At 67.8% G+C, this 23,025-nt stretch carries 21 protein-coding genes; 8 read left to right on the top strand and 13 right to left on the bottom strand.

All coding sequences use genetic code 11. The annotated features are described in order from the left end of the window. Window positions 1–222 precede the first annotated feature (222 nt). The 4 genes from ACSQ3N_RS01080 to ACSQ3N_RS01095 form a co-directional block, all read right to left on the bottom strand. On the bottom strand, window positions 223–1,545 hold the full coding sequence (locus ACSQ3N_RS01080; RefSeq protein WP_436145369.1) for a Glu/Leu/Phe/Val family dehydrogenase: 1,323 nt from the start codon (window positions 1,543–1,545) through the stop codon (window positions 223–225). 164 nt (window positions 1,546–1,709) lie between these two features. Next, entirely contained in the window at window positions 1,710–2,603 is an 894-nt protein-coding gene (locus ACSQ3N_RS01085; protein ID WP_436145370.1) for a PPK2 family polyphosphate kinase, read from the bottom strand. 66 nt (window positions 2,604–2,669) lie between these two features. Then, window positions 2,670–3,071, bottom strand: coding sequence for a GFA family protein (locus tag ACSQ3N_RS01090; protein WP_436145371.1), 402 nt, complete (start codon window positions 3,069–3,071; stop codon window positions 2,670–2,672). An 81-nt stretch (window positions 3,072–3,152) separates the two neighbouring features. Next, complete coding sequence (locus ACSQ3N_RS01095; RefSeq protein ID WP_436145372.1) at window positions 3,153–4,169, bottom strand: helix-turn-helix domain-containing protein; 1,017 nt, start codon at window positions 4,167–4,169, stop codon at window positions 3,153–3,155. Between the two features lie 131 nt (window positions 4,170–4,300). Here ACSQ3N_RS01095 and ACSQ3N_RS01100 point away from each other — a divergent pair, with 131 nt between their 5' ends. Beyond that, window positions 4,301–5,113 (top strand): MBL fold metallo-hydrolase, encoded by an 813-nt coding sequence (locus ACSQ3N_RS01100; protein WP_436145373.1) that lies wholly within the window; start codon window positions 4,301–4,303, stop codon window positions 5,111–5,113. 49 nt (window positions 5,114–5,162) lie between these two features. Here ACSQ3N_RS01100 and ACSQ3N_RS01105 read toward each other — a convergent pair whose 3' ends face one another. Together ACSQ3N_RS01105 and ACSQ3N_RS01110 are read right to left on the bottom strand one after the other, a co-directional pair. Beyond that, window positions 5,163–7,331: a TonB-dependent siderophore receptor gene (locus ACSQ3N_RS01105; RefSeq protein WP_436145374.1), complete on the bottom strand. Its 2,169-nt coding sequence runs from the start codon at window positions 7,329–7,331 to the stop codon at window positions 5,163–5,165. Window positions 7,332–7,571: 240 nt separating this feature from the next. Further along, window positions 7,572–8,507, bottom strand: coding sequence for a LysR family transcriptional regulator (locus ACSQ3N_RS01110; RefSeq protein WP_436145375.1), 936 nt, complete (start codon window positions 8,505–8,507; stop codon window positions 7,572–7,574). A gap of 72 nt (window positions 8,508–8,579) precedes the next feature. On the opposite strand from ACSQ3N_RS01110, the gene ACSQ3N_RS01115 reads away from it, so the two are divergent. Next, window positions 8,580–9,062, top strand: a complete 483-nt coding sequence (locus ACSQ3N_RS01115) for a PACE efflux transporter (RefSeq protein ID WP_436145376.1) — start codon at window positions 8,580–8,582, stop codon at window positions 9,060–9,062. A gap of 54 nt (window positions 9,063–9,116) precedes the next feature. Here the strand turns inward: ACSQ3N_RS01115 and ACSQ3N_RS01120 are convergent, their stop codons facing one another. Beyond that, on the bottom strand, window positions 9,117–9,503 hold the full coding sequence (locus ACSQ3N_RS01120; protein ID WP_436145377.1) for a hypothetical protein: 387 nt from the start codon (window positions 9,501–9,503) through the stop codon (window positions 9,117–9,119). Window positions 9,504–9,731: 228 nt separating this feature from the next. Between ACSQ3N_RS01120 and metH the strand changes: the two genes are divergently transcribed. Beyond that, entirely contained in the window at window positions 9,732–12,470 is a 2,739-nt protein-coding gene (metH, locus tag ACSQ3N_RS01125) for a methionine synthase (RefSeq protein WP_436145378.1), read from the top strand. 10 nt (window positions 12,471–12,480) lie between these two features. Then, complete coding sequence (locus ACSQ3N_RS01130) at window positions 12,481–12,873, top strand: hypothetical protein (RefSeq protein ID WP_436145379.1); 393 nt, start codon at window positions 12,481–12,483, stop codon at window positions 12,871–12,873. A gap of 92 nt (window positions 12,874–12,965) precedes the next feature. Here the strand turns inward: ACSQ3N_RS01130 and ACSQ3N_RS01135 are convergent, their stop codons facing one another. Both ACSQ3N_RS01135 and ACSQ3N_RS01140 read right to left on the bottom strand, forming a co-directional pair. Continuing rightward, a complete protein-coding gene (locus ACSQ3N_RS01135) occupies window positions 12,966–13,532 on the bottom strand; it encodes a shikimate kinase (protein ID WP_436145380.1) in 567 nt (188 codons plus the stop codon). Window positions 13,533–13,623: 91 nt separating this feature from the next. Further along, window positions 13,624–14,769, bottom strand: coding sequence for a serine hydrolase domain-containing protein (locus tag ACSQ3N_RS01140; RefSeq protein WP_436145381.1), 1,146 nt, complete (start codon window positions 14,767–14,769; stop codon window positions 13,624–13,626). 182 nt (window positions 14,770–14,951) lie between these two features. Between ACSQ3N_RS01140 and ACSQ3N_RS01145 the strand changes: the two genes are divergently transcribed. Further along, window positions 14,952–15,890: a YihY/virulence factor BrkB family protein gene (locus ACSQ3N_RS01145; protein ID WP_436145382.1), complete on the top strand. Its 939-nt coding sequence runs from the start codon at window positions 14,952–14,954 to the stop codon at window positions 15,888–15,890. Between the two features lie 166 nt (window positions 15,891–16,056). Beyond that, window positions 16,057–16,890 (top strand): glycine zipper 2TM domain-containing protein, encoded by an 834-nt coding sequence (locus ACSQ3N_RS01150; RefSeq protein ID WP_436145383.1) that lies wholly within the window; start codon window positions 16,057–16,059, stop codon window positions 16,888–16,890. A 76-nt stretch (window positions 16,891–16,966) separates the two neighbouring features. Here ACSQ3N_RS01150 and ACSQ3N_RS01155 read toward each other — a convergent pair whose 3' ends face one another. The 4 genes from ACSQ3N_RS01155 to fdxA all read right to left on the bottom strand — a co-directional run bounded on the left by ACSQ3N_RS01155 (window position 16,967) and on the right by fdxA (window position 20,225). After that, window positions 16,967–18,154 (bottom strand): amidohydrolase family protein, encoded by a 1,188-nt coding sequence (locus tag ACSQ3N_RS01155; RefSeq protein WP_436145384.1) that lies wholly within the window; start codon window positions 18,152–18,154, stop codon window positions 16,967–16,969. A 104-nt stretch (window positions 18,155–18,258) separates the two neighbouring features. Then, complete coding sequence (locus ACSQ3N_RS01160) at window positions 18,259–18,975, bottom strand: TetR/AcrR family transcriptional regulator (RefSeq protein WP_436145385.1); 717 nt, start codon at window positions 18,973–18,975, stop codon at window positions 18,259–18,261. A 67-nt stretch (window positions 18,976–19,042) separates the two neighbouring features. Continuing rightward, a complete protein-coding gene (locus ACSQ3N_RS01165) occupies window positions 19,043–19,819 on the bottom strand; it encodes a ferredoxin--NADP reductase (protein ID WP_436145386.1) in 777 nt (258 codons plus the stop codon). A gap of 76 nt (window positions 19,820–19,895) precedes the next feature. Continuing rightward, the gene (fdxA, locus tag ACSQ3N_RS01170; RefSeq protein WP_436145387.1) at window positions 19,896–20,225 is read right to left on the bottom strand and encodes a ferredoxin FdxA; all 330 of its coding nucleotides are present in this window, start codon (window positions 20,223–20,225) and stop codon (window positions 19,896–19,898) included. A 174-nt stretch (window positions 20,226–20,399) separates the two neighbouring features. On the opposite strand from fdxA, the gene ACSQ3N_RS01175 reads away from it, so the two are divergent. Both ACSQ3N_RS01175 and ACSQ3N_RS01180 read left to right on the top strand, forming a co-directional pair. Beyond that, a complete protein-coding gene (locus ACSQ3N_RS01175; RefSeq protein ID WP_436145388.1) occupies window positions 20,400–22,046 on the top strand; it encodes a 6-hydroxynicotinate reductase in 1,647 nt (548 codons plus the stop codon). 13 nt (window positions 22,047–22,059) lie between these two features. After that, window positions 22,060–23,001, top strand: coding sequence for a UPF0280 family protein (locus ACSQ3N_RS01180; RefSeq protein WP_436145389.1), 942 nt, complete (start codon window positions 22,060–22,062; stop codon window positions 22,999–23,001). Window positions 23,002–23,025: the final 24 nt, after the last annotated feature.

A 23,025-nucleotide genomic window follows, 5' to 3' on the forward strand; every position in this document is an offset into this window, starting at 1 on the left:
GCGGTTCCGCCCGCCAAGTAAAACGCATAAAAAAACCGCCAGCATCGGATCACGGCACTGGCGGTTTTCTCAAGTCCAGCCCCCGAATAAGGGACCGGGCAATTTCAACTCACACCGCCCCACCACAGGGCGCGCCCCACACCAGGGCCACCGTGGAACTGGCTTCGCCAGGCCACTGGTGGCGTCCCCCTCGGGGGGAAGCGGCGCAGCCGCTCAGGGGGGTCAAGGGTAAAGTCCACGCATCTCGCGAGCATGCAGGATGCGCTGGCAGGCCACGATGAAGGTGGCGGTGCGCAGGCTGACCTTGTGCTCTTGCGACACCTGCCAGATGCCCGCAAAGGCCTCTTGCATGATGCGCACCAGGCGGGCGTTGATCTCGTCCTCGCTCCAGAAGAAGCTGGAGAAATCCTGTACCCATTCGAAGTAGCTCACCGTCACGCCACCGGCGTTGGCGATCACGTCGGGCAGCACCAGCACGCCCTTGTCGTGCAGGATGTCGTCGGCCTCGGTGGTCGTGGGGCCGTTGGCGCCTTCGATCACGAGCTTGGCCTTGATCTGGCCCGCGTTGTCCTTGGTGATCTGGCCTTCCAGGGCCGCAGGGATCAGGATCTCGCAATCCACACCCCAGAACTCCTCGGGCTTCATCACGTCGGCGCCGGCAAAGCCGCCCACGCCGCCACGGGTCTTCACGTGGGCCAGCAGGGCGGGCACGTCCAGGCCGTTGCCATTGAAGATGGTGCCGGTGTGGTCCTGCACGGCCACCACCTTGGCGCCGGCTTCGGCAAACAGCTTGGCGGCAATGCCGCCCACGTTGCCAAAGCCCTGCACCGCCACGCGGGCGCCGCTGAGCGCCAGGCCCGTCAGCTTGGCCGCTTCGACACCCACGGTGTACACGCCGCGGCCGGTGGCCTCCACGCGGCCGAGCGAGCCGCCCAGGTCCACGGGCTTGCCGGTGACCACGCCGGTGGCGGTGGCGCCGGTGTTCATCGAATACGTGTCCATCATCCAGGCCATGATCTGGCCGTTGGTGTTCACGTCGGGTGCCGGGATGTCCTTGGAGGGGCCGATCAGCAGGCCGATCTCGCTGGTGTAGCGGCGCGTCAGGCGCTCCAGCTCACCCATCGACAGCTTCTTGGGGTCCACGCGGATGCCGCCCTTGGCACCGCCGTAGGGCACGTTCACCGCGGCGTTCTTGACCGACATCCAGGCCGACAGGGCCATCACTTCGGACAGCGTCACGTCCTGGTGAAAACGCACGCCGCCCTTGCCGGGGCCGCGGCTCAGGTTGTGCTGCACGCGGTAGCCCTCGTAGTGGGCGATGGTGCCGTTATCGAGCTCGATCGGCACGTCCACGATCAGGATGCGCTTGGGGCGCTTGAGCGTTTCCACCCAGCGCGCCAGGTTGCCCAGGTAGGGGGTGACGCGGTCGACCTGCTGCAGGTAGTTGCCCCAGGGGCCGAGGTGGTCGGCTTGCAGGTACGAAGGCACGCTGTGGGCAACGGCGCCCGCAGCGGTGGTGCCAGGGGCGCCGGAAGATGAAGACATGGTGGAGTTCCTTGTGGGATCGATCAGTTCAGGCTGCGAAGCTTATGCCTGTGCCCTCACGCTGTCTAAGGCCGGAGTGTTTGCGGGTTATGCGTTTGATGCATAACATGCCGAAAGCGCCTGTTCATGCGGCATTGCAGCAAAACGGCGCTTTCCACTGCGGATCATTCGACCTTGAGCTGTGCCAGCGCCGGGTCGCCCTCGGGGTAGCGCAGGTCCAGGTTCTGCAGCACCTCGCGCAGCACGGTGGCGATCATCAGGTTGCGGTGCGTCTTGGAGTTGGCCGGCACGATGGTCCAGGGCGCCCAGGGGGTGTGCGTGGCAGACAGAAGCGTGTCGTAGGCGCGCTGGTACTCGGCCCACTGCTTGCGCACCTCGATGTCGCCCTGGCTGAACTTCCAGTGCTTGGCCGGGTCGTCCAGGCGCTCCTGCAGCCGCTCCTTCTGCTCGTCGGCGCTGATGTGCAGCAGGAACTTGAGCACCACCGTGCCCGTCTCGCTGAGCATGCGCTCGAAGTCGTTGATGTGGGCCAGCCGCTGCTGGTGCTGCTCGGGCGTGATCCAGCCGTTGACCACCGGCACCAGCACGTCCTCGTACTGGCTGCGGTTGAACACCGTGATGTCGCCCGCCTGCGGCACCTGCTGGTGGATGCGCCACAGATAGTCGCGGGCGCGCTCGGCTTCGGTCGGTGCCTTCCAGCCCACGGCGTGCACGCCCAGCGCGCTCATGCGGCCGAACACGCCGCGGATGGTGCCGTCCTTGCCCGAGGTGTCGGTGCCCTGCAGCACCACCAGCAGCTTGTAGCGCTTGTCGGCGTAGAACAGGTCCTGCAGCGTGTCCAGTTCCGCGGCGAGCGCGTCGACGGCCGCCTTGTCCTGCGCCTTGCTGCCCAGCGAAAACGGCTTGGCGCCCGGGTCGTAATCCTGCAGCGATACACCGCGCGGCGGCTTGCCGCGGCTGCTGCCCTTGCTGGCATCGGCCGTGGGCTTGCCGGGCTGCCATTGCGACCAGAGCTCGGCGGCCTTGCTGCGGGACTTGGGAATCAGGGGTGAGGGCATGGGGCTCCAGTGGCTGTGCGTTGATGTGAATAGGGTGTAGGGCCTGGCGTGTCCGGCGGCCCGGGGTCACAAATGGCTTGCGTGGGCCGGTGGCTGCTGCCACTGGTCGTGTTGGCCATCCACGCGCACGATGGCCAGGCGCGACAGGTCTTCGTCCGTCAGCCCGTCGATGCAGCCCACGTTCACGCCGTACATCTCGCCCATCGGCGTCTCCGTGCCGTGGCCGAACACCCGCACGCCGCAGTGGCGGCAAAAGTAGTGCAGGTTCTTGCGCGTGTTGAACTGATAGCGGGTGAGCTCGTCCTGCCCGCGCACGATGTGGAACTGCCCGGGCAGCGCCACCGCAGCCCAAAAGCGCGTGCGCCGGCAGATGGAGCAGTTGCAGCGGAAGGTTGGCTGGGAGAGGTCCAGGCCCGCCTGCACCTGGATGGCGCCGCAGTGGCAGGAGGCGGTGTAGGTCTGGGGCATGGGGCGGTCCTTGGCGTGCGAACGCACATGATCGCAAAAGCGCGGCGCCAGGGCTACCCCGGCCCAGTGGTTGCCCAGCTTTCAAGCGCCACCGTGCGCCATGCGGTAGGCCAGCGGCGTTTGCCCGGTGGCCTGGCGGAAGGCGCGGTGCAGGCCGGCTTCGCTGGCAAAGCCCAGGTCTTCGGCGATGCGCTTCAAGGGCTGGGGCGTGTCGCACAGCGCCTCGCTCACCTGGCGCAGCTTGATGCGGCGCATCCAGTGCGCGGCCGACAGCCCCGTATGCGCCTGCACCCGGCGCGCCAGCGTGCGGGGCGACAGGCCCAGCGCGTCCGCCAGCGCGGGCAGCCGCAGTTCGTTGGCGGGGCTGCGCTGCACCCAGAGCATGGCGCGGCGCAGGTCGGCGTCGGCCGTGGCCATGAGGTCGTGCCCCGCGAACGCCGGGTGGGTGGTTCGCGGGCGCGGCAGCATCAGCAGCGCCTGCAGGTCGGCCAGGGCCTCGGGCGCCAGGCGTTCGCCCAGCGCGTGCAGCATCAGCGGCAGGTAGCCGTTGGCGCCGGCCGCCGTGGTGGCGGCGCCGTCCTGCACCAGGGGTTCGTCAAAGCGCCAGTGCACGGCGCTGTATTGCTGCTCCAGCGCGGCCCGCAGCCACCAGGTTGCTGTGGCGCCGCGCCCGCGCAGGCGGCCACTGGCCGCGGCCAACAGCACCCCTGCGCAGTAGCTCCACAGCTGCGTGCGGCGGGGCAGGGCGGCCAGGGCCTGCACCGCCGGGGCCAGGGGCTGCAGCTGTGCGGCGAGGCCGTCGGTGGACGATAGCCACAGGCCAGGGACCAGCACCGCGTCCAGGTCCGCAGCGGCCAGTGCGACGGTGGGCGTGAGCGAGGGCCCTTGCCAGGTGGGAACGGGCTGCAGGTCGGCGCCCACCCACAGCGTCTGCACCACGGGCCGCTGCGCCCGCAGGCCGGCCGCGCGGGCCATGTCCGCGGCGGCGAACAGGCCTGCCGGCATGCAGCCGGGGTACAGCAGCAGGCCCAGGCGCAGCGGGGCGGTGGGCTGCGGCGCGTGCCGACGAGGGGCAGATGGCACAAGGGGCGCGGTCATGGGCAAAAAGGCGGCTGGCTCGAAATGGCAAGAAATTGTCAGATCAGGCCATTCTCGCGCAGGCCGCGTCACCGAACAATTGGCATCGACTTACCCATCCCCGATCTACCCGCCCGTTGGAGACCGCCACCATGCACATCACCCATCTGCGCAATGCCACCGTCCTGTTGGAGTTCTCATGCCAAGGCCGCCCCGTGGGCCTGCTGGTGGACCCGATGCTCGCGCCGCGCGGCACCCTGCCGGCGCTGCGCTATCTGGGCAAGGGGCGTGAGCGCAATCCCATCGTCGACCTGCCGCCGGGCACGGACGAAGCGCTGGAGCGCGTGACGCACGCGCTCATCACCCACTGCCAGCGCGGCCACTTCGACCACCTGGACAGCGCGGGCAAGCGCTTTCTGCGCGAGCGGCAGATTCCGGTGATCTGCATGCCGCGCGATGCGGGCTACCTGGCGCAGCGGGGCCTGGTGGTGTTGCCGCTGTCAGGCCCGGAGCGCCAGCCGTTTGCACTGGGCGGCCACGTCACGCCGGTGGCCTGCGTGCACGGGCGGGGCTGGATCGCCCGCTTCATGGAGCACGGCCATGGCTACCTGCTGGAGCTGCCCGGCCAGCCCAGCGTGTACCTGGCGGGCGATACGCTGCTGACCCCCGCCGTGCGCGACTGCCTGGCGCGCCTGCGGCCGGACGTGGCCGTGCTGCCCGCAGGCGGCGCGCGCTTCGATGTGGGCGCGGAGATCCTCATGGACGCTGCCGACATGGCCCAGGCCGCCGCGCTGACCCCGGGCACCCTGGTGGTGAACCACCTGCAGGCGCTGGACCACTGCCCGACCACCCGCGAAGCAGTGCGGGCGCTGGCGCAGCAGGGTGGCTGGGACCACCGCCTGTGGGTGCCCGAGGACGGAGAGCGCAGGCGCTTCCTCCCCACGGACACTGCTGTGTGCTATTAAAACAATAGCTGCTTGCGCTTGCTGATCCAGCGGCAGGGGCAGTTTTCGTTCAAAACGACACCTGCACGCCCGCCGCCACCTGCCGCTGCGCGCCCGGGATGACGGTGACCGCGCCCCACGACGCCGTGTAGTAGGTCTTGTTGAACAGGTTGTGCACGTCCAGCGTCAGGCGCGTGCGCTTGTCGATCTGCCAATAGCCTGTGAGGCGTGCCGTGGTGTAGGCCGGCAGGCGGTAGGTGTCGGTGGCAGTGCCCGTGCGCTCGCCCACATGCACCAGACCGCCGCCCACGCCGTAGCGGCCGCCCCAGGGGGCCTGGTCTTCGCGAATGGCGAACAGGCCGGCGCTTACGCGGGGCACGTTCAGCAGGCGCTTGCCCAGCAGGGCGGCGTTGTTGTCGCGGGTCACCTCGGTGTCGGTGTAGGCCATGTTGGCGGTCATGCGCCAGTGGGTGTCGATCTGGCCGGCCACGTCCAGCTCCAGCCCGCGGCTTTGCACCTCGCCCGCGGCGATGCTGAAGTTGGCGTTGGTGGGGCTGCGCGTGAGCACGTTGGTCTTGCGGACGTCGAACAGCGCGACGCTCGCATTCAGCCGCTGGTCGGCCGACTGCCACTTGGCGCCCAGCTCCAGCGCCTGTCCCTTTTGCGGGTCGAACGCGCGGCCGCCTTCGTCGGTGCCGGCGTTGGGGCGGAACGAGCGCCCGGCCGAGGCGTAGACGGACGTGTTCGGATCGATCAGGTACGTGACGCCGATGCGCGGCGTGGCGGACGAATGGTCCTGCACCTGGCGCGTAGCGGCCAGGCGGTTCTCGCTGTCCTGGTGAAAGCGGTCAAAGCGCACACCGGCCAGCAACTTCCATTTTTCGGACAGGTCGATCTGGTCCTGCACGAACAGGCCCGTGGCGCGGGTGCGGTCCACCTGATCGAAGCCTGGGGTCAGGTTGCCCACGGGCTGGTTGTACACGGGGTTGTAGATGTCGATGGCAAACGGCTGGCTGGCCAGGCTGGAGTAGCGGATGTCCTGCGCCGCGGTCAGGCGCCAGGTCTCCACGCCGGCCAGCACGGTGTGGGCCAGGCCCCCGGTGCGCAGCTTGCCTTCGACCTCGGCCTGCAGCGACGCGTCGCGTGCGGGCAGGCTGCGCCAGCTGTCGCGGCGCGTCAGCGTGCGGCTGTCGGCGGCCAGGGCGCCGTTCAGGTCCACAGCCGCGCCGTACAAGTCCGTCTCGCGGTAGGACGCCCCCACGCGCGTGCGCCAGCCCTGGCCCAGGTCGTGGTCCAGCGTCACCTGGTGCGTGTCGCCGTTCACATGCAGGTTGGGGCGGCTCGGGTCGCCCAGATAGCGGTCGGAAGGCAACGCGCCCACGTTGCCGCGCACCTGCACGATGCCGCGGTCCAGCGGCGTGCGGATGCGGATGAACTCCGCCTCGTAGTTCAGCACCGTGTTGGGGCCCAGGTTCCAGGTGATGGACGGGGCCACCACCAGCTTGCGGTTGTCCACCAGCGCGGTGCGGCTGGCGCCGTCCTCGGCCGCCACGTTCAGGCGGTAGGCCACGTCCGTGCCGATGCCTCCCAGGGGCCCGGTGGTGTCGAGCGTGGCACGGCGATAGCCCTGCCCGCCCACCTGCAGGCCAGCCTTGTGGGCGGCGGTGAACTGCGGCTTCTTGGTGACGATGTTGAGCGTGCCACCGGGCTCGCTGCTGCCGTACAGCGCGGCTGCGGGGCCCTTCAGGAATTCGATGCGCTCCACCGAGCTCACGTCGCGCTGCGGGCCGTAACCCCGGTTGGACGCAAAGCCGTTGAGCAACTGGCCGCCGTCCGTGTTGCTGAAGCCGCGAATGGCAAAGTTGTCCCACGTGCCGCCAAAGTCGTTCAGCCGGGTGATGCCGCTCACGTAGTCCACCGTGTCGGCCAGGCGCGTCGCGCCCAGGTCCTCCATCAGCTGCTGGGGCACCACGCGCACGGACTGCGGGGTTTCGATCAGCGGGGTGTCGGTGCGCGTCGCGCCGGTGTTGCGCTGGGCGCCCTGGTAGCCGGTGGCGGCGCTGCTGTCACGCACCTGCACTTCCGACAACGCAGGGCTGGCGGTGGTGTCGGTCCGTGGAGCCGATGGGGCGGTGGGGGCCGTCTGGGCCATGGCGGCGCTGGCCGTGAAGGCGCACAGGGCCAGGGTGGCGCGCGCCACGGCAGACTGCCGTGCGGGCGGGGAAATCAAGGGATGCATGGTGCAGATCGGTGAAGAAAAACGGCGGGGCTTGCTGCCGCGCACCGTGCCAGCCGCCGCACGGCAGAGGGGTCTTGCTGAGCGGGGCTACAGGCGGGGTTGCGGACCAAAGGCCGCCATTATCATTGCAAATGCAAACTATTCGCATTTGCTTTTGTGGCAATGCTCCGATGCTTTCCAGGTCGGGGTCGGGGTTCCGCTTCTGGTTCGAGCGCCAGCGCCCGGCCTCCCCGGCGGCGCTCAGCGGAGCTCTGCCTTGGCCGCCGTTCCCATCAACGCCACAAAACGCGCAGCGCCCAAGCCCAGGGGCCGCTCCTTCGACCACACCACATCCACCCACAGTGCGGTGCCGTTGCTCAGGTTCTCGAACGGCATCTCCACCAGCCGCCCTGCCTCGATGCGCGGCTGCACCAGCGCACGCGGCTGCCAACCCCAGCCCAGTCCCGCCTCGATCAGGCCCAGCGCGGCCAAGTGGTTGTCCGTACGCCAATGGTGGCGCGCAAACACAAAACGCGGGTCGGTCTGCGCCAGGTCACGGCTGGCCACCACGATCTGGCGGGTGGTGGTCAGGTGTTCTTCGCGCAGCATGGCGCGCTCGGGCAGCTCGCCCCGGACCAGGGCCGAGGCGCGCGCGCCCTGCAGTACCGTGTGGTCCGGCGCCATCACGGCCACCAGGGTTTCGGTGCCCACTTCCTGAAACCCCTCGCGCCCGTCGATGCTGGGCCGCTCGAACACCAGCGCCAACTGCGCGCGGCCGCTGTGCAGCAGCGCCAGGGCATCCACCTGCGGCGCGGTCAGCACCTCCACCTGCAGCAGCGGGTATTCCGACGCCAGCGTGGCCAACGGACCCGTCCAGCGGGCGGCCAGCAGCTCGGGGGCGATGGCCAGCGTCAGCCGCTCTTCCAGGCCCTGTGTCAGTGCCAGAGCCTGGGCGTTGAGCTGCTGCAGTTGCCCCGCGAGCAACCGGGCCTGCGGCTCCAGCGCGCGCGCCGCTGCCGTGGGCCGGGGCTCGCGGCCACTGCGGTCGAACAGCTGCACATCCAGCTCGGCCTCCAGGTGGGCGATGGTCATGCTGACGGCCGACGGCACCCGCGACAGCGCCCGTGCGGCGGCCGAAAAAGAGCCGTGGTCGAGGGCGGCCAGGAACACCTGCACGCTGTCGGAGGAGAAAGCCATACGGGTCAATCTATCAGAAAATCTGAAACAAGCTGACTTTATGTATCAGTGCGGCGCACATAAAGTAGCGCCATGACTTCCAGCAACCCGCACCTTCAGACCACGCCATCCGCCCCCGCCAGCACCGGGCTGCAGGGCATCAAGCGCCGGGTGATCTACGTCACCCTGTACGAACTCATCGCCATCGCGGCCGCCACGCTGGGGCTGGCGCTGCTGACGGGCCAGGGCGCGGGCCATTCGAGCGTGGTGGCCGTGGCGGCGTCGGCCATCGCCATCGTGTGGAACATCGTCTTCAACTGGGCCTTTGAGCGCTGGGAATCGCGCCAGGCCGTGCGCGGGCGCAGCGTGGGCCGCCGGGTGGCGCATGCCATCGGCTTCGAGGGCGGGCTGGTGTTCACGCTGGTGCCGCTGTTCGCCTGGTGGTTCGGCGTGAGCCTGTGGACCGCCTTCGTCATGGACCTGGGGCTGATCGTGTTCTTCCTGTGCTACACGTTCGTCTTCAACTGGGGATTCGACCGCATCTTCGGCCTGCCGGCGTCGGCGCAGGCGGCCTGAGCGCCCTTTGCGCGCTTTGCGCTCTTCGGGCCCATCGCACGGGCCCCGCGGCGCTCAGATGCGCTTGAGCCCGAGCGCCTTCAACTCGGCCTCGCTCAGGCGCGACAGCACATCGCTGCGCAGCTTGTCGAGCTGGGCGCGGTGGCTGAAGTCCAGGTCCACGCCATGCACCGGCAGGTTGCCGTCACAGCCCAGCGCATAGGCTTCGCCCGTGGTCTCGTTCAGCACCAGCCACATTCGGCGCACCTGGCCCCGCTGGCCGCCCGAGGTCTGCTGGGCGACGTAGCCGTCCGCATCGGCACGGCGCGTGAAGACGGCCTTGAGGATGTCGTCCCCGAGCAGCGATATCCACACGCCCCAGCCCTCACGGAGCGATGCATCGAAGCGCTGGCCCGGCAGTTGGGTCGCGGCGTAATAGGCGGTGTCTACGGGGTGTTTCATCAGCGCAAGGGAATGGAGGAAGCGGGAGCCTGTGCATCTTAGCGGCGGGCACCCGGCAAATCACGGCCTTTTGCGCCATGCGCGCGGATTCCGCCCTGGCGGCTGGCGCCCGTAAAATCGAGGCTTCCCCAAAGAGCGTCGCAGCGGGCCCCACGCCCGCAAGGTCGGGCATCCCTGGATGCGATGACGCTCGGTGGTCTCCACGAACCGATTGCACGAGTAAGCCTGATGTCCGCTGTCCCCGTTCCTCCCATGAAGCTGTCCGGCCTGGAGCCGGTAACCATCGGCGAGGGCACGCTGTTCGTCAACATCGGCGAGCGCACCAACGTCACCGGCTCCAAGGCGTTTGCCCGCATGATCCTGAACGGCCAGTACGAAGAGGCCTTGGCCGTGGCCCGCCAGCAGGTGGAAAACGGCGCCCAGGTGATCGACGTGAACATGGACGAGGCCATGCTCGACAGCAAGGCCGCCATGGTGCGCTTTCTGCAGCTGATCGCCTCCGAGCCCGACATCGCGCGGGTGCCCATCATGGTCGACAGCTCCAAGTGGGACGTGATCGAGGCCGGCCTGCGCTGCGTGCAGGGCAAGGGCATCGTCAACTCCATCAGCATGAAGGAGGGCATCGACAAGTTCAAGCACGAGGCGCGGCTGGTGCGCCGCTACGGCGCCGCTGCCGTGGTGATGGCCTTTGACGAGAAGGGCCAGGCCGACACCTACGAGCGCAAGATCGAGATCTGCGAGCGCGCCTACCGCGTGCTGGTCGACGAGGTGGGCTTTCCGCCCGAGGACATCATCTTCGACCCCAACATCTTTGCGGTGGCCACCGGCATCGAGGAGCACAACAACTACGCGGTCGACTTCATCGAGGCTGTGCGCTGGATCAAGCAGAACCTGCCCGGTGCCAAGGTCTCGGGCGGCGTGTCGAACGTGAGCTTCAGCTTCCGCGGCAACGACCCGGTGCGCGAGGCCATCCACACCGTGTTCCTGTACCACGCCATTCAAGCCGGCATGGACATGGGCATCGTCAACGCCGGCATGGTCGGCGTCTACGACGACCTGGAGCCCACGCTGCGCGAGCGCGTGGAGGACGTGGTGCTCAACCGCCGGCCCGACGCCGGCGAGCGCTTGGTCGAAGTGGCCGAGACCGCCAAGAGCGGCGCCAAGGACGAGAGCAAGCGCCTGGAATGGCGCGGCACGCCCGAAGCCCCCAAGACCGTGGGCGAGCGCCTGTCGCACGCGCTGGTGCACGGCATCACCGACTTCATCACCGAAGACACCGAAGAGGCCTACCAGGCCATCGTCGCCAAGGGCGGACGCCCGCTGCACGTGATCGAAGGCCCGCTGATGGACGGCATGAACGTCGTGGGCGATCTGTTCGGCGCGGGCAAGATGTTCCTGCCCCAGGTGGTGAAAAGCGCACGCGTGATGAAGTCCGCCGTGGCCCACCTGATCCCCTACATCGAGGAAGAAAAGCGCCAGGACGAGCTGGCCGGGCGCGACGTGCGCAGCAAGGGCAAGATCATCATCGCCACCGTGAAGGGCGACGTGCACGACATCGGCAAGAACATCGTCACCGTCGTCTTGCAATGCAACAACTTCGAGGTGGTGAACATGGGCGTGATGGTGCCCTGCCACGAGATTTTGGCGCGCGCCAAGGTCGAGGGGGCGGACATCGTGGGCCTGTCGGGCCTGATCACCCCCAGCCTGGAAGAAATGCAGTACGTGGCCGGCGAGATGCAAAAGGACGACCACTTCCGCATCAAGAAGATTCCGCTGCTCATCGGCGGCGCCACCACCAGCCGCGTGCACACCGCCGTGAAGATCGCGCCGCACTACGAGGGCCCCGTGGTCTACGTGCCCGACGCGTCCCGCAGCGTGAGCGTGGCCCAGAGCCTGCTGGGCGACGGCGTGCAGACCTATGTCGACGAACTCAACGCCGACTACGACAAGGTCCGCATCCAGCACGCCAACAAGAAGCAGACCCCGCTGTGGTCGCTGGCCAAGATCCGCGCCAACAAGACGCCGGTGGACTGGGTCTCTTTCAAGCCCACCGTGCCGCGCGCGCTGGGCCGCCGCGTGTTCAAGAACTTCGACCTGGCGGAGCTGGCCCGCTACATCGACTGGGGCCCGTTCTTTCAGACCTGGGACCTGGCCGGCCCGTACCCCGCCATCCTGACCGACGAGGTCGTGGGCGTGGAGGCCGCGCGCGTGTTCGCCGACGCGCAGGCCATGCTGAAAAAGATCATCGAAGGCCGCTGGCTCACCGCCAACGGCGTGATGGGCCTGTACCCCGCCAACAGCGTGAACGACGACGACATCGAGTTCTACACCGACGAGACGCGCACCGAGGTGGCCATGACCTGGTACGGTCTGCGCCAGCAGGCCGAAAAGCACACCATCGACGGCGTGACGCGCCCCAGCCGCTGCCTGGCCGACTTCGTCGCGCCCAAGAGCAGCGGCATCGCCGACTACGCCGGCCTGTTCGCGGTGACGGCGGGCCTCGGGATCGAGAAGAAGGAAAAGGCCTTCATCGACGCGCTGGACGACTACTCGGCCATCATGTTCAAGAGCCTGGCCGACCGCCTGGCCGAAGCCTTTGCCGAAGCCCTGCACCACCGCGTGCGCACCGACCTGTGGGGCTATGCGGCAGGCGAGCAACTGTCCAACGACGACATGATCGCCGAGAAGTACACCGGCATCCGCCCCGCCCCCGGCTACCCCGCCTGCCCCGACCACAGCGCCAAGAGCGAACTGTTCCGCGTGCTGCAGTGCGGTGAGGTCGGCATGACCCTGACCGAGAGCCTGGCCATGATGCCCGCGGCCAGCGTGAGCGGCTTCTACATCGGTCACCCCGAGAGCGTGTACTTCAACGTCGGCAAGATCGGCGAGGACCAGCTGCATGACATGGCCCACCGCCGCGGCATGGACGAGGCCGTGCTGGCGCGGTTGCTGGCGCCCAATTTGTAGTGCGGGCGCAGTGCCGATGCCCGTGAAGATGTCGCTTGTGAAAAAGTCCTGCCTGGCCGCGGCCCTGCTGGGCGCAGCCTGCGCCGCAGCGCTGGCTGCCGACTGGGCATTCGCCTTCAGGCCGGTGACCGCGCAGATGGCGATCTACTCTGGTGGTTTGGGCGACCCTGCTGCGCCGACGGCGCAGGATGCCAAGGTGTCCTTCCACGTGCAGGGCAAGGCGGCCCGGGACCTTTTCGACCGTCTGGGCCCGGACGTGAAACATGAGTGCACGACCGACCCCAAAGTCCGGGTCCGCGTGAAAGAGCGGCTGCAGTGCATCCAGTACTCGAAGTCCGACACCAGCTGCTATTTCGGGTTCGATCTGAAAGACGGCAAAAGCATCGGCGGCAGCATCTGCTGATGCGGCTGGGCTGAGGATTCCAGCATCGCGCTTGTTTGCCGTCTGCCGGGTGGGCGCCGCGGGCGGAGCGCCGACAGGCCTGCAGCGCAGGTTTATGCGACCGGTGTGGCCCCAGCGTCCGGCGCCGCTGTTCCCTCGACGCTCGCAGCCATCTCCAGCTGCATCATGATCATGTTGACCAGCGTGTGCACCGTGGGGCGGCCGGTCTCGATGATGAAGTGCGCGGTCTCGCGGTACAAGCCGTCGCGCTGGGCGTAGAGCTCGCGCAGCTTGTCCATGGGGTTGCCGCCCTGCAGCAGGGGGCGCGTGCGGTCGTGCTTTACGCGCTTGTAGATCTCTTCGGCCGAGGCGCGCAGGTAGAGCACCGAGCCGAAATCGCGCAACACCCCGCGGTTCTCGGCACGCAGCACGGCGCCGCCGCCGGTGGACAGCACCATGCCGCCGCTGCCGCGGCACACCTCGGCCAGTACCTCGGATTCCAGGTCGCGAAAGCGTGACTCGCCTTCCGCCTCGAAAAAGCTGCGGATGGTGGTGCCGATGGTCTGTTCCAATCGGTGGTCCAGGTCGATGAACGGCACGCCGGCGCGGTGGGCCAGCTGTCGGCCGACGGTGGATTTGCCCGAGCCGGGCATGCCGACCAGTGCACAGCGAATCTGCATAAATGTCCTGTTGTGATGCTGTACCAACTGGGCGCAGAGTGTAAGGGGGCGGCGCGTGCGCGCCCCGGGGCGCGTGCTCAGGACTGTGCAGTCAGAGTGCGGCGTAGACCAGCGCAGGGAACAGCGTGCAGAGGTACCGCAGCTGTCCGGGCGCCTGCGTGAGCAGGATGGCGAACAAATCCTCGGCCGGGTCCACGAAAAAACAGGTGCCACCCAGGCCGCTCCAGCTGTAGCTGCCGGCCGACCCGGGACTGCTGCCCAGGCCGGTGGCACTGCGCACCGCCACACCCAGGCCGAAGCCGTGGCCTGGCTGCAGGAGGTCGCCCAACACCGGGATGCCGCCCAGGTGGTCGGCGGTCATGAAGTCCACCGTGGCGCGGCTGGCCAAGCGGATGGGGCCATCCGGGCCGTGCAACGTACCACGGCCCAGCATCAGCGCCAGAAACCGTGCGTAGTCGGCCGCAGTGGACACGAGGCCGCCGCCAGCCGATTCAAAGGCCGGCGGCGCCGACACGTCGTTGAGCGCCATCGCTGCCGTGCCGGTCTGCGGGTCAACCGCAAAGGGCTCGGCCAGGTCCGCCAGCCGGTGGGCCGGCACCGCAAAGCCGGTGTCCCGCATGCCCAGCGGGCCCAGCACGCGCTGCTGCAGGATGGTGGAGAGCGGCGCGCCTTCGACCGCTTCCAGCACGGCGCCCAGCACGTCGGTGGCGCGGCTGTACTCCCAGGCGCTGCCGGGAGGGTGCACCAGCGGCAGCGGGCCCAGGGCCGACACCTGCGCGGCATTGGTCAGGCGGCGCGACCCGATGCGCGCCGCGCGGTAGGCATCGGCCACGGTGCCGGGCTCCCAGGCGTAGCTCAGGCCGGCCGTGTGGCGCAGCAGGTCGTGCACGGTGGCCTCGCGCGCTGGCGGGTTGCTGGTTCCGGTGGCCTCGTCGTACACGCGCTGGCCGGCAAACGCTGGCAGGTAGTGCGACACGGGCAGCGACAGCAGCAGCCGGCCTTCTTCCATCAACATCAGCGCCACCAGGGAGGCGATCGGCTTGGTCATCGAGTAAATGCGAAACACGGCATCGGCCGCCATGGCGGGCGCGCCGCTGCCCGGGCGCAGCGCGCCCACGGCCTCGTGCAGCACGGTATGGCCGCGGTGGTGCACCAGGGCCACGGCGCCGGGCAGCAGGCCCTGGTCGACGTGGCGCTGCAGCGCCTCACGCAGGCGGGGCAGGGCAAGGGGGTTCATGATCGATCTCCAGGTTCCAGATGGGCGTGCGCAAGGCGGGGCCACCGAGTATGCGCACACCGGGCGATGGTGCCGTCGCCTGTGCAACAGCGGTGGACGGGACCCAAGTGTCGGACCGAACCTACCTGCACTGCCGGCTATCGCGGCTGGATGCGGGCGCCGCGCCGCGCTAGGCTTGCCGCATGACCGCCTCCAGCCTGCTTCGCCGCGCCCTGCGCCTTGTCGATCCCTTGTGGAAAATGGTGCAGCCCTTCTGGCGCGCCATCAATTTTTGGCTGGACGCCGACGGGCTGCGCATGAGCGCCGCCATGTCCTTCTACGGCATGCTGAGCCTGGCCCCGTTGCTGCTGCTGCTGGTGGGCGTGCTGGGCTGGTGGATGGACCGCAGCTACCTGGAGACCAACCTCATCTCGCAGGTGCAGGCCGTCATGGGCCAGCAGGTGGCCGAGGTGATTCGGCAGGCCCTGGCCAGTGCCAAGGAGCCGTCGGAAGGGCGGCTCGCGTCCCTGGTAGGTTTTGTGGTGCTGGTGTCGGGCGCTACGGGGGTGTTCGTGGAGCTGCAGTCGGCACTGGAGCACTTGTGGCGCGGCGAAGCGCCGACGCAGCAGCGCGCCGCCTGGTGGCGCATGGCGTCGCTGCGGCTGCGGGGCCTGGCGTACGTGCTGGCTCTGGGCTTTTTGCTGCTGGTGTCGCTGGTTCTGTCCACGCTGATCAACCTGTTTGCGGGCTGGGCAGGGTCGCACCTGTCGTCTGCGCCGGTGGCGCCTGCCATGCAGATACTCAACGAGGTGGTGGCCTTCGGCTTTGCAGTGGTGCTGTTCATGGGGCTGATGCGCATTGGCGGCGGTGCCCGCCCGTCTTCGCGCTGCATCCTCGCGGGGGCCGTGGTGGGCGCGACGCTGTTCACCGTGGGCAAGCAGCTGCTGGCGTGGTACCTGTCCACCGCCGCGGTGGTGTCGGCCTATGGGGCTGCGGGGTCGCTGGTGGTGCTGCTGATGTGGATCTACTTTTCGTCGGCGGTGCTGCTGTTCTCGGCCAGTTGTGCACGCGCGTTCCAGGAGACGCATGGCGCGCCATCGGAGCCTGCTGTGTCGCCCGACCCGGCGGTCACTGCGCACTGATGTCGTCCACCGCCGCGCTGCCCAGGCCCGCCAAGTGACCATCTGCCGGTAAACAGCTTCTTACGTCCTTTACAGGGGCTATGTTCGGTTTTCAGGCACCCGCAGGTACTCTGCAGCCACCCGTCCAGCGTTGTGTTGGTACCGCTGGATCTTTCGGAGAAAAATCATGAGCCTTATCGTTTCGTCATCGTCCCACCCTTTGTCCGCCACATCCCACGCAGGCGTTGCCGGTGCGGCTTCGGGTCACTCGCTCAAATGGCTGTGGGCTGCCATCGGTGTGCTGGGGGTGAGCGTGGTGGCCTTGGGCACCACCCTGGTGGTGCAGAACGCCGGCAAATCGTCTGCCGAAGCGCCTCCCGCCGCCGTGGCAGCCCTGGCGCAGTCGGCGCCCGGCATGCCCCTTGTCGATGGGACTGCACAAAACAAGCCTCTGCCGCAATCTGGACAAAGGAATGTTGCTACAAATAATGTAGCAAACCAGGCGCCAGGCTATTCGGAAGGCGCGTCTTACCAGGGGGGGTCTTACCAAGGTGGATCTTCGCAAGGCGGTTATGCGCCGTCCCAGCCTGCAATGCGCACCGCAGCGCCTGCGCCCGTGTGCGCATCCTGCGGCCGGGTCGAGTCCGTGCAGGCGGTGCAGCAGGCGGCACCCGCCACAGGGGTCGGCGCGGTGGCTGGCGGCGTGCTGGGTGCCGTGGTGGGCAACCAGGTCGGCAAGGGCTCGGGCCGTACCGCGGCCACGGTGCTGGGTGCCGTGGGCGGCGGTTATGTGGGCCACAAGGTCGAAGAGCGCACGCGCACGCAGACGGTCTACCAGATCGCCGTGCGCATGGAAGACGGCTCGGTGCGACGCTTCACCCGCGCACAGCCTCCGGCCGTGGGCACACCCGTGGTGCTGCAGGGCAAGGGCTTCCGCGTGGACGACGGCACGGCCTCGCGCGCCGCAGAGTCTTATCCGCGCGCCCAGCCGGGTGCTGTGCGCGTGGCCGATACGTATTGATTCCACTCCCTCCATCCCCAGCAAAAAGCCCGCAATTGCGGGCTTTTTGCTGGGCGGAAACGCGTGAGCGGCGCAGCTACAGCACCACCGGGATTTCAGTGGCAGGCGGCGTGTTGCGGCTGCGGCCGCAGCGCACCAGGCCGTCGATCATCACCATGCCGATGCCGGGGATGTCGCCCAGCTGCACGCTCTCCAGCAGCGTGGCGCCGGCCGTGTGTTGCGCGCGGTCCATGAACACGAAGTCCGCCGCGCGACCCGGCTCGATCAGCCCGCAGTTGAGGTTGCGGATGCGTGCCGTGTTGCCCGTGGCAAAGCAGAACACCAACTCGGCGGGAATGTCGGCAAAGCTCGATATCAAGGCAATCATGCGGAGCATGCCCAGCGGCTGCACACCCGAGCCGGCCGGGCCGTCAGTGCCCAGAATCACGCGGTGCGGGCACTTGAGTTCAATGGCGGCGCGCGCTGCCTGAATGGCGATCTTCTCGTTGCCGTTGTGCACTAGCTCGATCGCGCGGGATGACTTCTCGCACAGCTCGCACACGTGCTTCCAGGGCAGCGAGGTGTGGCCGCCGTTGATGTGGCCGATCACGTCGGCATCGGCCTCCAGCACCACATCCTTGTCGATCAGGCCCGAGCCCGGAATGGACGGACCGCCCGTGTGGATGGTGCTCTGGATGCCGTGCTTGCGCGCCCAGGCCACCATCTGCTGGGCCTCGTAGCCGGCCTTGACTGAGCCCAGGCCCACCTCGCCCAGCAGCGTCACACCCGCGTCGGCCAGGTCCTTGAAGTCCTGCTCGGTCATGCCTTTTTCGATGACCGGCGCGCCTGCGATCACCTTCACGCCGCCGGGGCGGAAGTTGTCGAACGAGCGCTGCGCGGTGATGGCCAGCGCCTTCAGGCCCACGATGTCTTTCGGGCGGCCCGGCAGGTGCACTTCACCGGCCGACACCATCGTGGTCACGCCGCCGTTCATGGTGGAGTCGATCCAGCCGATCTGGTTTTGCCGCGGCGTCCAGTCGCCAAAGACCGGGTGCACGTGGCTGTCGATCAGGCCGGGCGCCACGCAGGTCTGGCGCGCATCGATCACGGTCTGCGCGTGTTCGGTGTCGCAGTCCTTCTTGCGGCCCACGGCCACGATGAGTCCGTCGTTGACGACGATGGTGTCGGCATCGAGGATGGGGCGGTCGAGGTCGCCCGACAACAAGAGACCGATGTTTTTGATGACGACCTTGCCCGACTTGCCGCCGGCTGCTGCTTCTGCCATGGATTCTCCTCGTGGGTGGGGGTTCGGGCTCGTTGCGGCCCTCGCTCAGAAAATCGTTGTGTCTTGTGGGCTGTGTGGCGCTTGTCGGCCGGTGCAGATAACCTTCAGGCCGCGGCCTTGCCCTTGGGCAGGCTGGGGCCTGGCGCCACCGTGCGCAGCACGCTGTCGATGACGAAGGACTCCCAGTGCGCCAGCGCATCGGGCGTCTCCAGGTCTTCGCCCAGAAAGGCCGACAGCGTGTGGCGGTTGGACATGTAGAAGTAGCCCGTGGCGGCGATCAGCAGGTACACGTCGCGCGCCGACACATCCTTGCGGAACAGCCCTTGTGCCTGGCCGCTCTCCAGCACGCGGCGGATCACCTCGATGGCGGGCGACGAGTATTCGCGGGCCCGCATCGACTTGGAGATGTGCTTGCCCTTGTGCAGGTTCTCGGTGTTGAGCAGCGTGATGAACTCGGGGTTCTTGCGGTAGTAGCCCACCACGAAGCGGATCACGGCCTGCAGTGCCTCGACCGGCTTGGCGGTGTCCAGCGTGAGCTTGGACTCCGCATCGTTCATGCGCCGGTAGGTTTCCTCCAGCACCTCGATGAACAGGCCTTCCTTGCTGCCGAAGTAGTAGTAGATCATCCGGTCGAAGGACTTGGCCGCCTTGGAGATCTTCTCCACGCTGCCGCCTTCGTAGCCGTAGCGGGCGAACACCTTGGTCGCCGCTTTCAGGATGTTGTCGCGCGTGGTCTGTGCGGCCTGCTCGCGCACCCCCGTCTTGCGCACGGTGGGAGATCGGCTGGACGCTGTCCGGGTCTTGGGAGGAGTGGCAGACATGGCGGGTCCTGGTGGGTGGGGCCGGCGCCCGGGGCCTGATCCTCAGGCCCCGCCGCCGGCCGGGAGATCACTGCTCTGCGAACGCGCGTTCGATCACGAAGTCGCCCGGCTTCGTGGTGTTGCCTTCCTTGAAGCCGCGCTCTTCCATCATGTGCTTGAGGTCGCGCAGCATCTCGGGGCTGCCGCAGATCATCACGCGGTCTTCCAGTGGGTTGAGCGCGGGCAGGCCCAGGTCGCGGGCGAGCTGGCCGTTCTCGATCACGGTGGTCACGCGGCCCTGGTGCTTGAATGCCTCGCGCGTCACAGTCGGGTAGTACTTGAGCTGCTTGCTCACGATCTCGCCCAGGAACTCGTGCTGGGGCAGTTCGTTGGTGATGTAGTCGTGGTAGGCCAGCTCCTTCACCTCGCGCACGCCGTGCACCAGGATGACTTCCTCGAACTTCTCATACGTCTCGGGGTCGCGCATCAGGCTCAGGAACGGTGCCACGCCGGTGCCGGTCGACAGCATGTACAGGCGCTTGGCGGGCAGCAGGTAGTCGATGAGCAGGGTGCCGGTAGGCTTCTTGCCCACCACGATGGTGTCGCCCACCTGGATGTGCTGCAGGCGCGAGGTCAGCGGGCCGTCGGGCACTTTGATCGACAGGAACTCCAGGTGCTCTTCGTAGTTGGCGCTGGCGATGCTGTAGGCGCGCAGCAGGGGTTTGCCGTTCTCGCCACGCAGGCCGATCATCGTGAAATGGCCGTTGGAAAAGCGCAGGGCCGTGTCCCGCGTGGTGGTGAAGGAGAAAAGGCGGTCCGTCCAGTGGTGGACGGAGAGGACGCGTTCTTCTAGAAAGGCGCTCATGGTGCTTAGTCGAAAAAGTTGAAAGAACAGAAGAAAACTGGCTGAAGTCCGCGCTGGCGGCGTGCTGGAGCAGGGCTCAGAACGCGATATCCAGGCCGGAAAGCTTGTGGCTCACAACCCTCCATTGTTCCGCATCTGGCAAAGCCGGTTTTCTTTTGGTGATTGTGGGCAGGCCCGGGGCCAGCTTTTTGTTGAATTCGAGAAAGATTTCCAGGCCCTGGGGCAGGTCGTCCTCCGCATAGATGGCGTTGGCGGGGCACTCCGGAATGCAGACCGCGCAGTCGATGCACTCGTCGGGGTCGATGACGAGGTATTCAGGCCCCTCCTTGAAGCAGTCGACCGGGCAGACATCGACACAGTCGGTGTACTTGCACCGAATACATGCATCCGTCACTACGTGCGTCATTTTGGGGCTCCTCGTGCACCGTTTCAGGGGGTGCGAAAACACCATTGCGGACCATCATCGATTGCGCTACATTCGCGATCAATGTAGCAATCACAACATTTAAGTTAAGTGAATGCTACACAAAATGCAATGCGCGTACAAGCATTTGAAAAGATGCAATGAATGGGCTCCACGATGACTGAACACACCAAGACCGATGGGCTTCCAGGCATGGATGCGCCTGAGCTGCCGCAGGTGCTGGAGCGCGCCCGGCCGCGCAACGAGCGCATGAACGCCGCCAAGGTGGAGTGCAACGCGTGCCCGGTGCTGTGCCAGATATCGGAAGGCCGCGCAGGGGCCTGCGACCGCTATGCCAATCACGCCGGCGTGCTGGTGCGCGTGGACCCGGTGGTGCTTCTGCGCAAGACGCTGGAGGCGGGCGAAGCGGCGCTGGTGCCGTTCGCAGGCCGCTCGGCCGCGGCGGATGTCGAGGCGCCGGTGGATGCCGCGGGCAGTACCGCCGACGGTGCCGCCGCGCAGCCCGCCTGGAGCGGCGACCTTCTCTTGTCGGAAGAAGTGTTCGTCACCGGCGTGGGCTCGTCCACCACCTACCCCGACTACAAGCCCGCCCCTTTCATCGTGGGCTCCAAGGTCGATGGCGTGGACATGGTCACCGTGGTCACCGAGGGCATCTTCAGCTACTGCAGCTTCAAGGTGAAGATCGACACCGACCGCTTCCTCGGCCCCGAGCAGGCCAACGTGCGCTGCAAGGGCGAAGTGGTGGGGCACGTCACCACGGCCGAATACGGCTCGCAGATGCTGTCGCTCGGCGGCGTGCACCACCTCACGGGCGGCAGCAAGAAGGAAGGGCGCATCGCCAACGAGATGATGCAGCTTCTGGGCAACAAGCAGGCGGTGGAACTCACCATCGACGGCGGCTCGCAGCTCGTGATCCAGGCCGGCCAGGCGCCCATCGTCAACGGCGTGGCCGAGCAGCGCATGCGCGTGGGCTGCGGCTCCGCGGCCATCGGCATCTTCGCGCGCCAGTTCTTCGGCCAGGCCGACGAGGTGGTGGTGGTGGACGACCACATCACCGGCGTGCTCACCGAGCACCAGGCCGGCCGCTGCCTGGACATGAAGTCCTCGGGCATCCAGATGCGCGGGCGCAAGTCCACCCCGGGCCGCTACTTCCAGGTGGCCAATCCCGGCACGGGTTGGGGCGGCACCGACATCGCCGACCCGTTGTCCATCATCGAAGGCTGGGACGCATCGGTCGCGTGGCCGGGCCTGCGCCTGCTCATGACCTCCACCACGGGCGAGCACGCCAGCTGGTACGTGCTGAACGAATCGCTGGTGCCGGTGGAGGCCGAGATGCCCGATGCGGTGCGCCGCATCGTGGAGCGCATCGGCGAGAACTGCGAGCCCTCGCTCACCTCGGTGCTCTTCCTGGGCGGCGCGGGCGGCAGCCTGCGCGCGGGCGTGACCGAGAACCCCGTGCTGCTTACCCGCTCCATCAAGAACGCGCTGGTCAACGTGACCTGCGGCGGCGCACCCGCCTATGTGTGGCCCGGCGGCGGCATCACTGTGATGGCCGATGTGCTGCGCATGCCCGACAACAGCTTTGGCACCGTGCCCACCCCCGCCATCGTGGCGCCCATCGAGTTCAGCATGCGCCGCACCGACTACGAGGCCCTGGGCGGCCATGCCGACCAGATCCGCAGCCTGCGCGAAGTGCTGGAGCACGGCGCGTGGCACAACGACGGTGCGCCGCAGTCGCTGTCCTGGCAGGCGCTGCCCGCTGGCAACCCCTGGCCGCTGGGCCGACCGCCCTTGCTGGGCTGAACGGGCTCTTGTCATGCACGCCTGCCGCAACTTTCTGCCCGACGGCCGCTGGCACTTCCAGCACGGCCCCATCGACCTGGTCATCCAGGCCGAGGGTGAACGCACCGCCGTGGCCGCTGCGTACGAGCGCGCGTGGCAGCGCTTTGAGGGCCTGCTGCAAGAGCTGGTGAACGAGCTGCCGGGCCTGCGCTCGCCTGTAGGCGAGACAACGCCCTTGCAGGGCGTGTTGGCGCAGCGCATGTGGCTGGCCTGCCACCCGTACCGCAAGGGCTTCATCACCCCCATGGCCGCCGTGGCCGGGGCGGTGGCGCAAGAGATCCTGGCGTGTTTTGCGCAGGACGGCATCGCGCGCGCCTGGGTCAACAACGGCGGCGACATCGCACTGCACCTCGCCCCCGGCCAGTCGGCCTCGGTGGGGGTGTATGCGGACATCGCCAGTCTCGATGCCGCCCAGCTGCGCCACGGGCTGCTGCTGGACGGACAACTGCGCATTGACAGCACCATGCCGGTGCGCGGCGTGGCCACCAGCGGCTGGCGCGGGCGCAGCCAGTCGCTGGGCATTGCCGACAGCGTCACCGTGCTGGCGCGCACCGCCGCAGAGGCCGACGCCGCCGCCACCGTGGTGGCCAATGCCGTGAACGTGCTGGACGAGCGCATCACACGCATGCCCGCCTGGCTGGTACGCGACGACAGCGACCTCGGTGCCATTCCCGTCACGGTGGATGTTCCGCCGCTACCGCGCGCGCAGGTGCTGCGGGCGCTGCACCAAGGTCTGCAAAAGGCGCAAGAATTGCAGTCCCGCGGGCTGATCTGGTGCGCGCTGCTCGCGTGCCAGGGCGAGTTCGCGGCCACCCGCATGTCCGAGGCAGCGCTGGCGGGGCTGCCCGCACGCACCGAAGGCCCGGCAGGCGCGGTGAGCGCGGTGCACGAAGAAGTTGGTTCAGTATTTGCTTAACGAATTCACAAGCCCACAGGCCAC

This window comes from Acidovorax sp. LjRoot194 (genome assembly GCF_964253015.1).
Classification (GTDB): domain Bacteria; phylum Pseudomonadota; class Gammaproteobacteria; order Burkholderiales; family Burkholderiaceae_C; genus Acidovorax.

Bases quoted from the DNA above. Each gene is read 5' to 3' on its own strand.
- ACSQ3N_RS01165 (WP_436145386.1), bottom strand. From the start codon at position 19,819: ATGAGCGCCTTTCTAGAAGAACGCGTCCTCTCCGTCCACCACTGGACG.
- ACSQ3N_RS01120 (WP_436145377.1), bottom strand. From the start codon at position 9,503: ATGAAACACCCCGTAGACACCGCCTATTACGCCGCGACCCAACTGCCG.
- ACSQ3N_RS01140 (WP_436145381.1), bottom strand. From the start codon at position 14,769: ATGAACCCCCTTGCCCTGCCCCGCCTGCGTGAGGCGCTGCAGCGCCAC.
- ACSQ3N_RS01150 (WP_436145383.1), top strand. From the start codon at position 16,057: ATGAGCCTTATCGTTTCGTCATCGTCCCACCCTTTGTCCGCCACATCC.
- ACSQ3N_RS01080 (WP_436145369.1), bottom strand. From the start codon at position 1,545: ATGTCTTCATCTTCCGGCGCCCCTGGCACCACCGCTGCGGGCGCCGTT.
- ACSQ3N_RS01160 (WP_436145385.1), bottom strand. From the start codon at position 18,975: ATGTCTGCCACTCCTCCCAAGACCCGGACAGCGTCCAGCCGATCTCCC.
- ACSQ3N_RS01175 (WP_436145388.1), top strand. From the start codon at position 20,400: ATGACTGAACACACCAAGACCGATGGGCTTCCAGGCATGGATGCGCCT.
- ACSQ3N_RS01090 (WP_436145371.1), bottom strand. From the start codon at position 3,071: ATGCCCCAGACCTACACCGCCTCCTGCCACTGCGGCGCCATCCAGGTG.
- ACSQ3N_RS01110 (WP_436145375.1), bottom strand. From the start codon at position 8,507: ATGGCTTTCTCCTCCGACAGCGTGCAGGTGTTCCTGGCCGCCCTCGAC.
- ACSQ3N_RS01180 (WP_436145389.1), top strand. From the start codon at position 22,060: ATGCACGCCTGCCGCAACTTTCTGCCCGACGGCCGCTGGCACTTCCAG.
- ACSQ3N_RS01105 (WP_436145374.1), bottom strand. From the start codon at position 7,331: ATGCATCCCTTGATTTCCCCGCCCGCACGGCAGTCTGCCGTGGCGCGC.
- ACSQ3N_RS01115 (WP_436145376.1), top strand. From the start codon at position 8,580: ATGACTTCCAGCAACCCGCACCTTCAGACCACGCCATCCGCCCCCGCC.
- ACSQ3N_RS01100 (WP_436145373.1), top strand. From the start codon at position 4,301: ATGCACATCACCCATCTGCGCAATGCCACCGTCCTGTTGGAGTTCTCA.
- fdxA (WP_436145387.1), bottom strand. From the start codon at position 20,225: ATGACGCACGTAGTGACGGATGCATGTATTCGGTGCAAGTACACCGAC.
- metH (WP_436145378.1), top strand. From the start codon at position 9,732: ATGTCCGCTGTCCCCGTTCCTCCCATGAAGCTGTCCGGCCTGGAGCCG.
- ACSQ3N_RS01085 (WP_436145370.1), bottom strand. From the start codon at position 2,603: ATGCCCTCACCCCTGATTCCCAAGTCCCGCAGCAAGGCCGCCGAGCTC.
- ACSQ3N_RS01095 (WP_436145372.1), bottom strand. From the start codon at position 4,169: ATGACCGCGCCCCTTGTGCCATCTGCCCCTCGTCGGCACGCGCCGCAG.
- ACSQ3N_RS01135 (WP_436145380.1), bottom strand. From the start codon at position 13,532: ATGCAGATTCGCTGTGCACTGGTCGGCATGCCCGGCTCGGGCAAATCC.
- ACSQ3N_RS01155 (WP_436145384.1), bottom strand. From the start codon at position 18,154: ATGGCAGAAGCAGCAGCCGGCGGCAAGTCGGGCAAGGTCGTCATCAAA.
- ACSQ3N_RS01145 (WP_436145382.1), top strand. From the start codon at position 14,952: ATGACCGCCTCCAGCCTGCTTCGCCGCGCCCTGCGCCTTGTCGATCCC.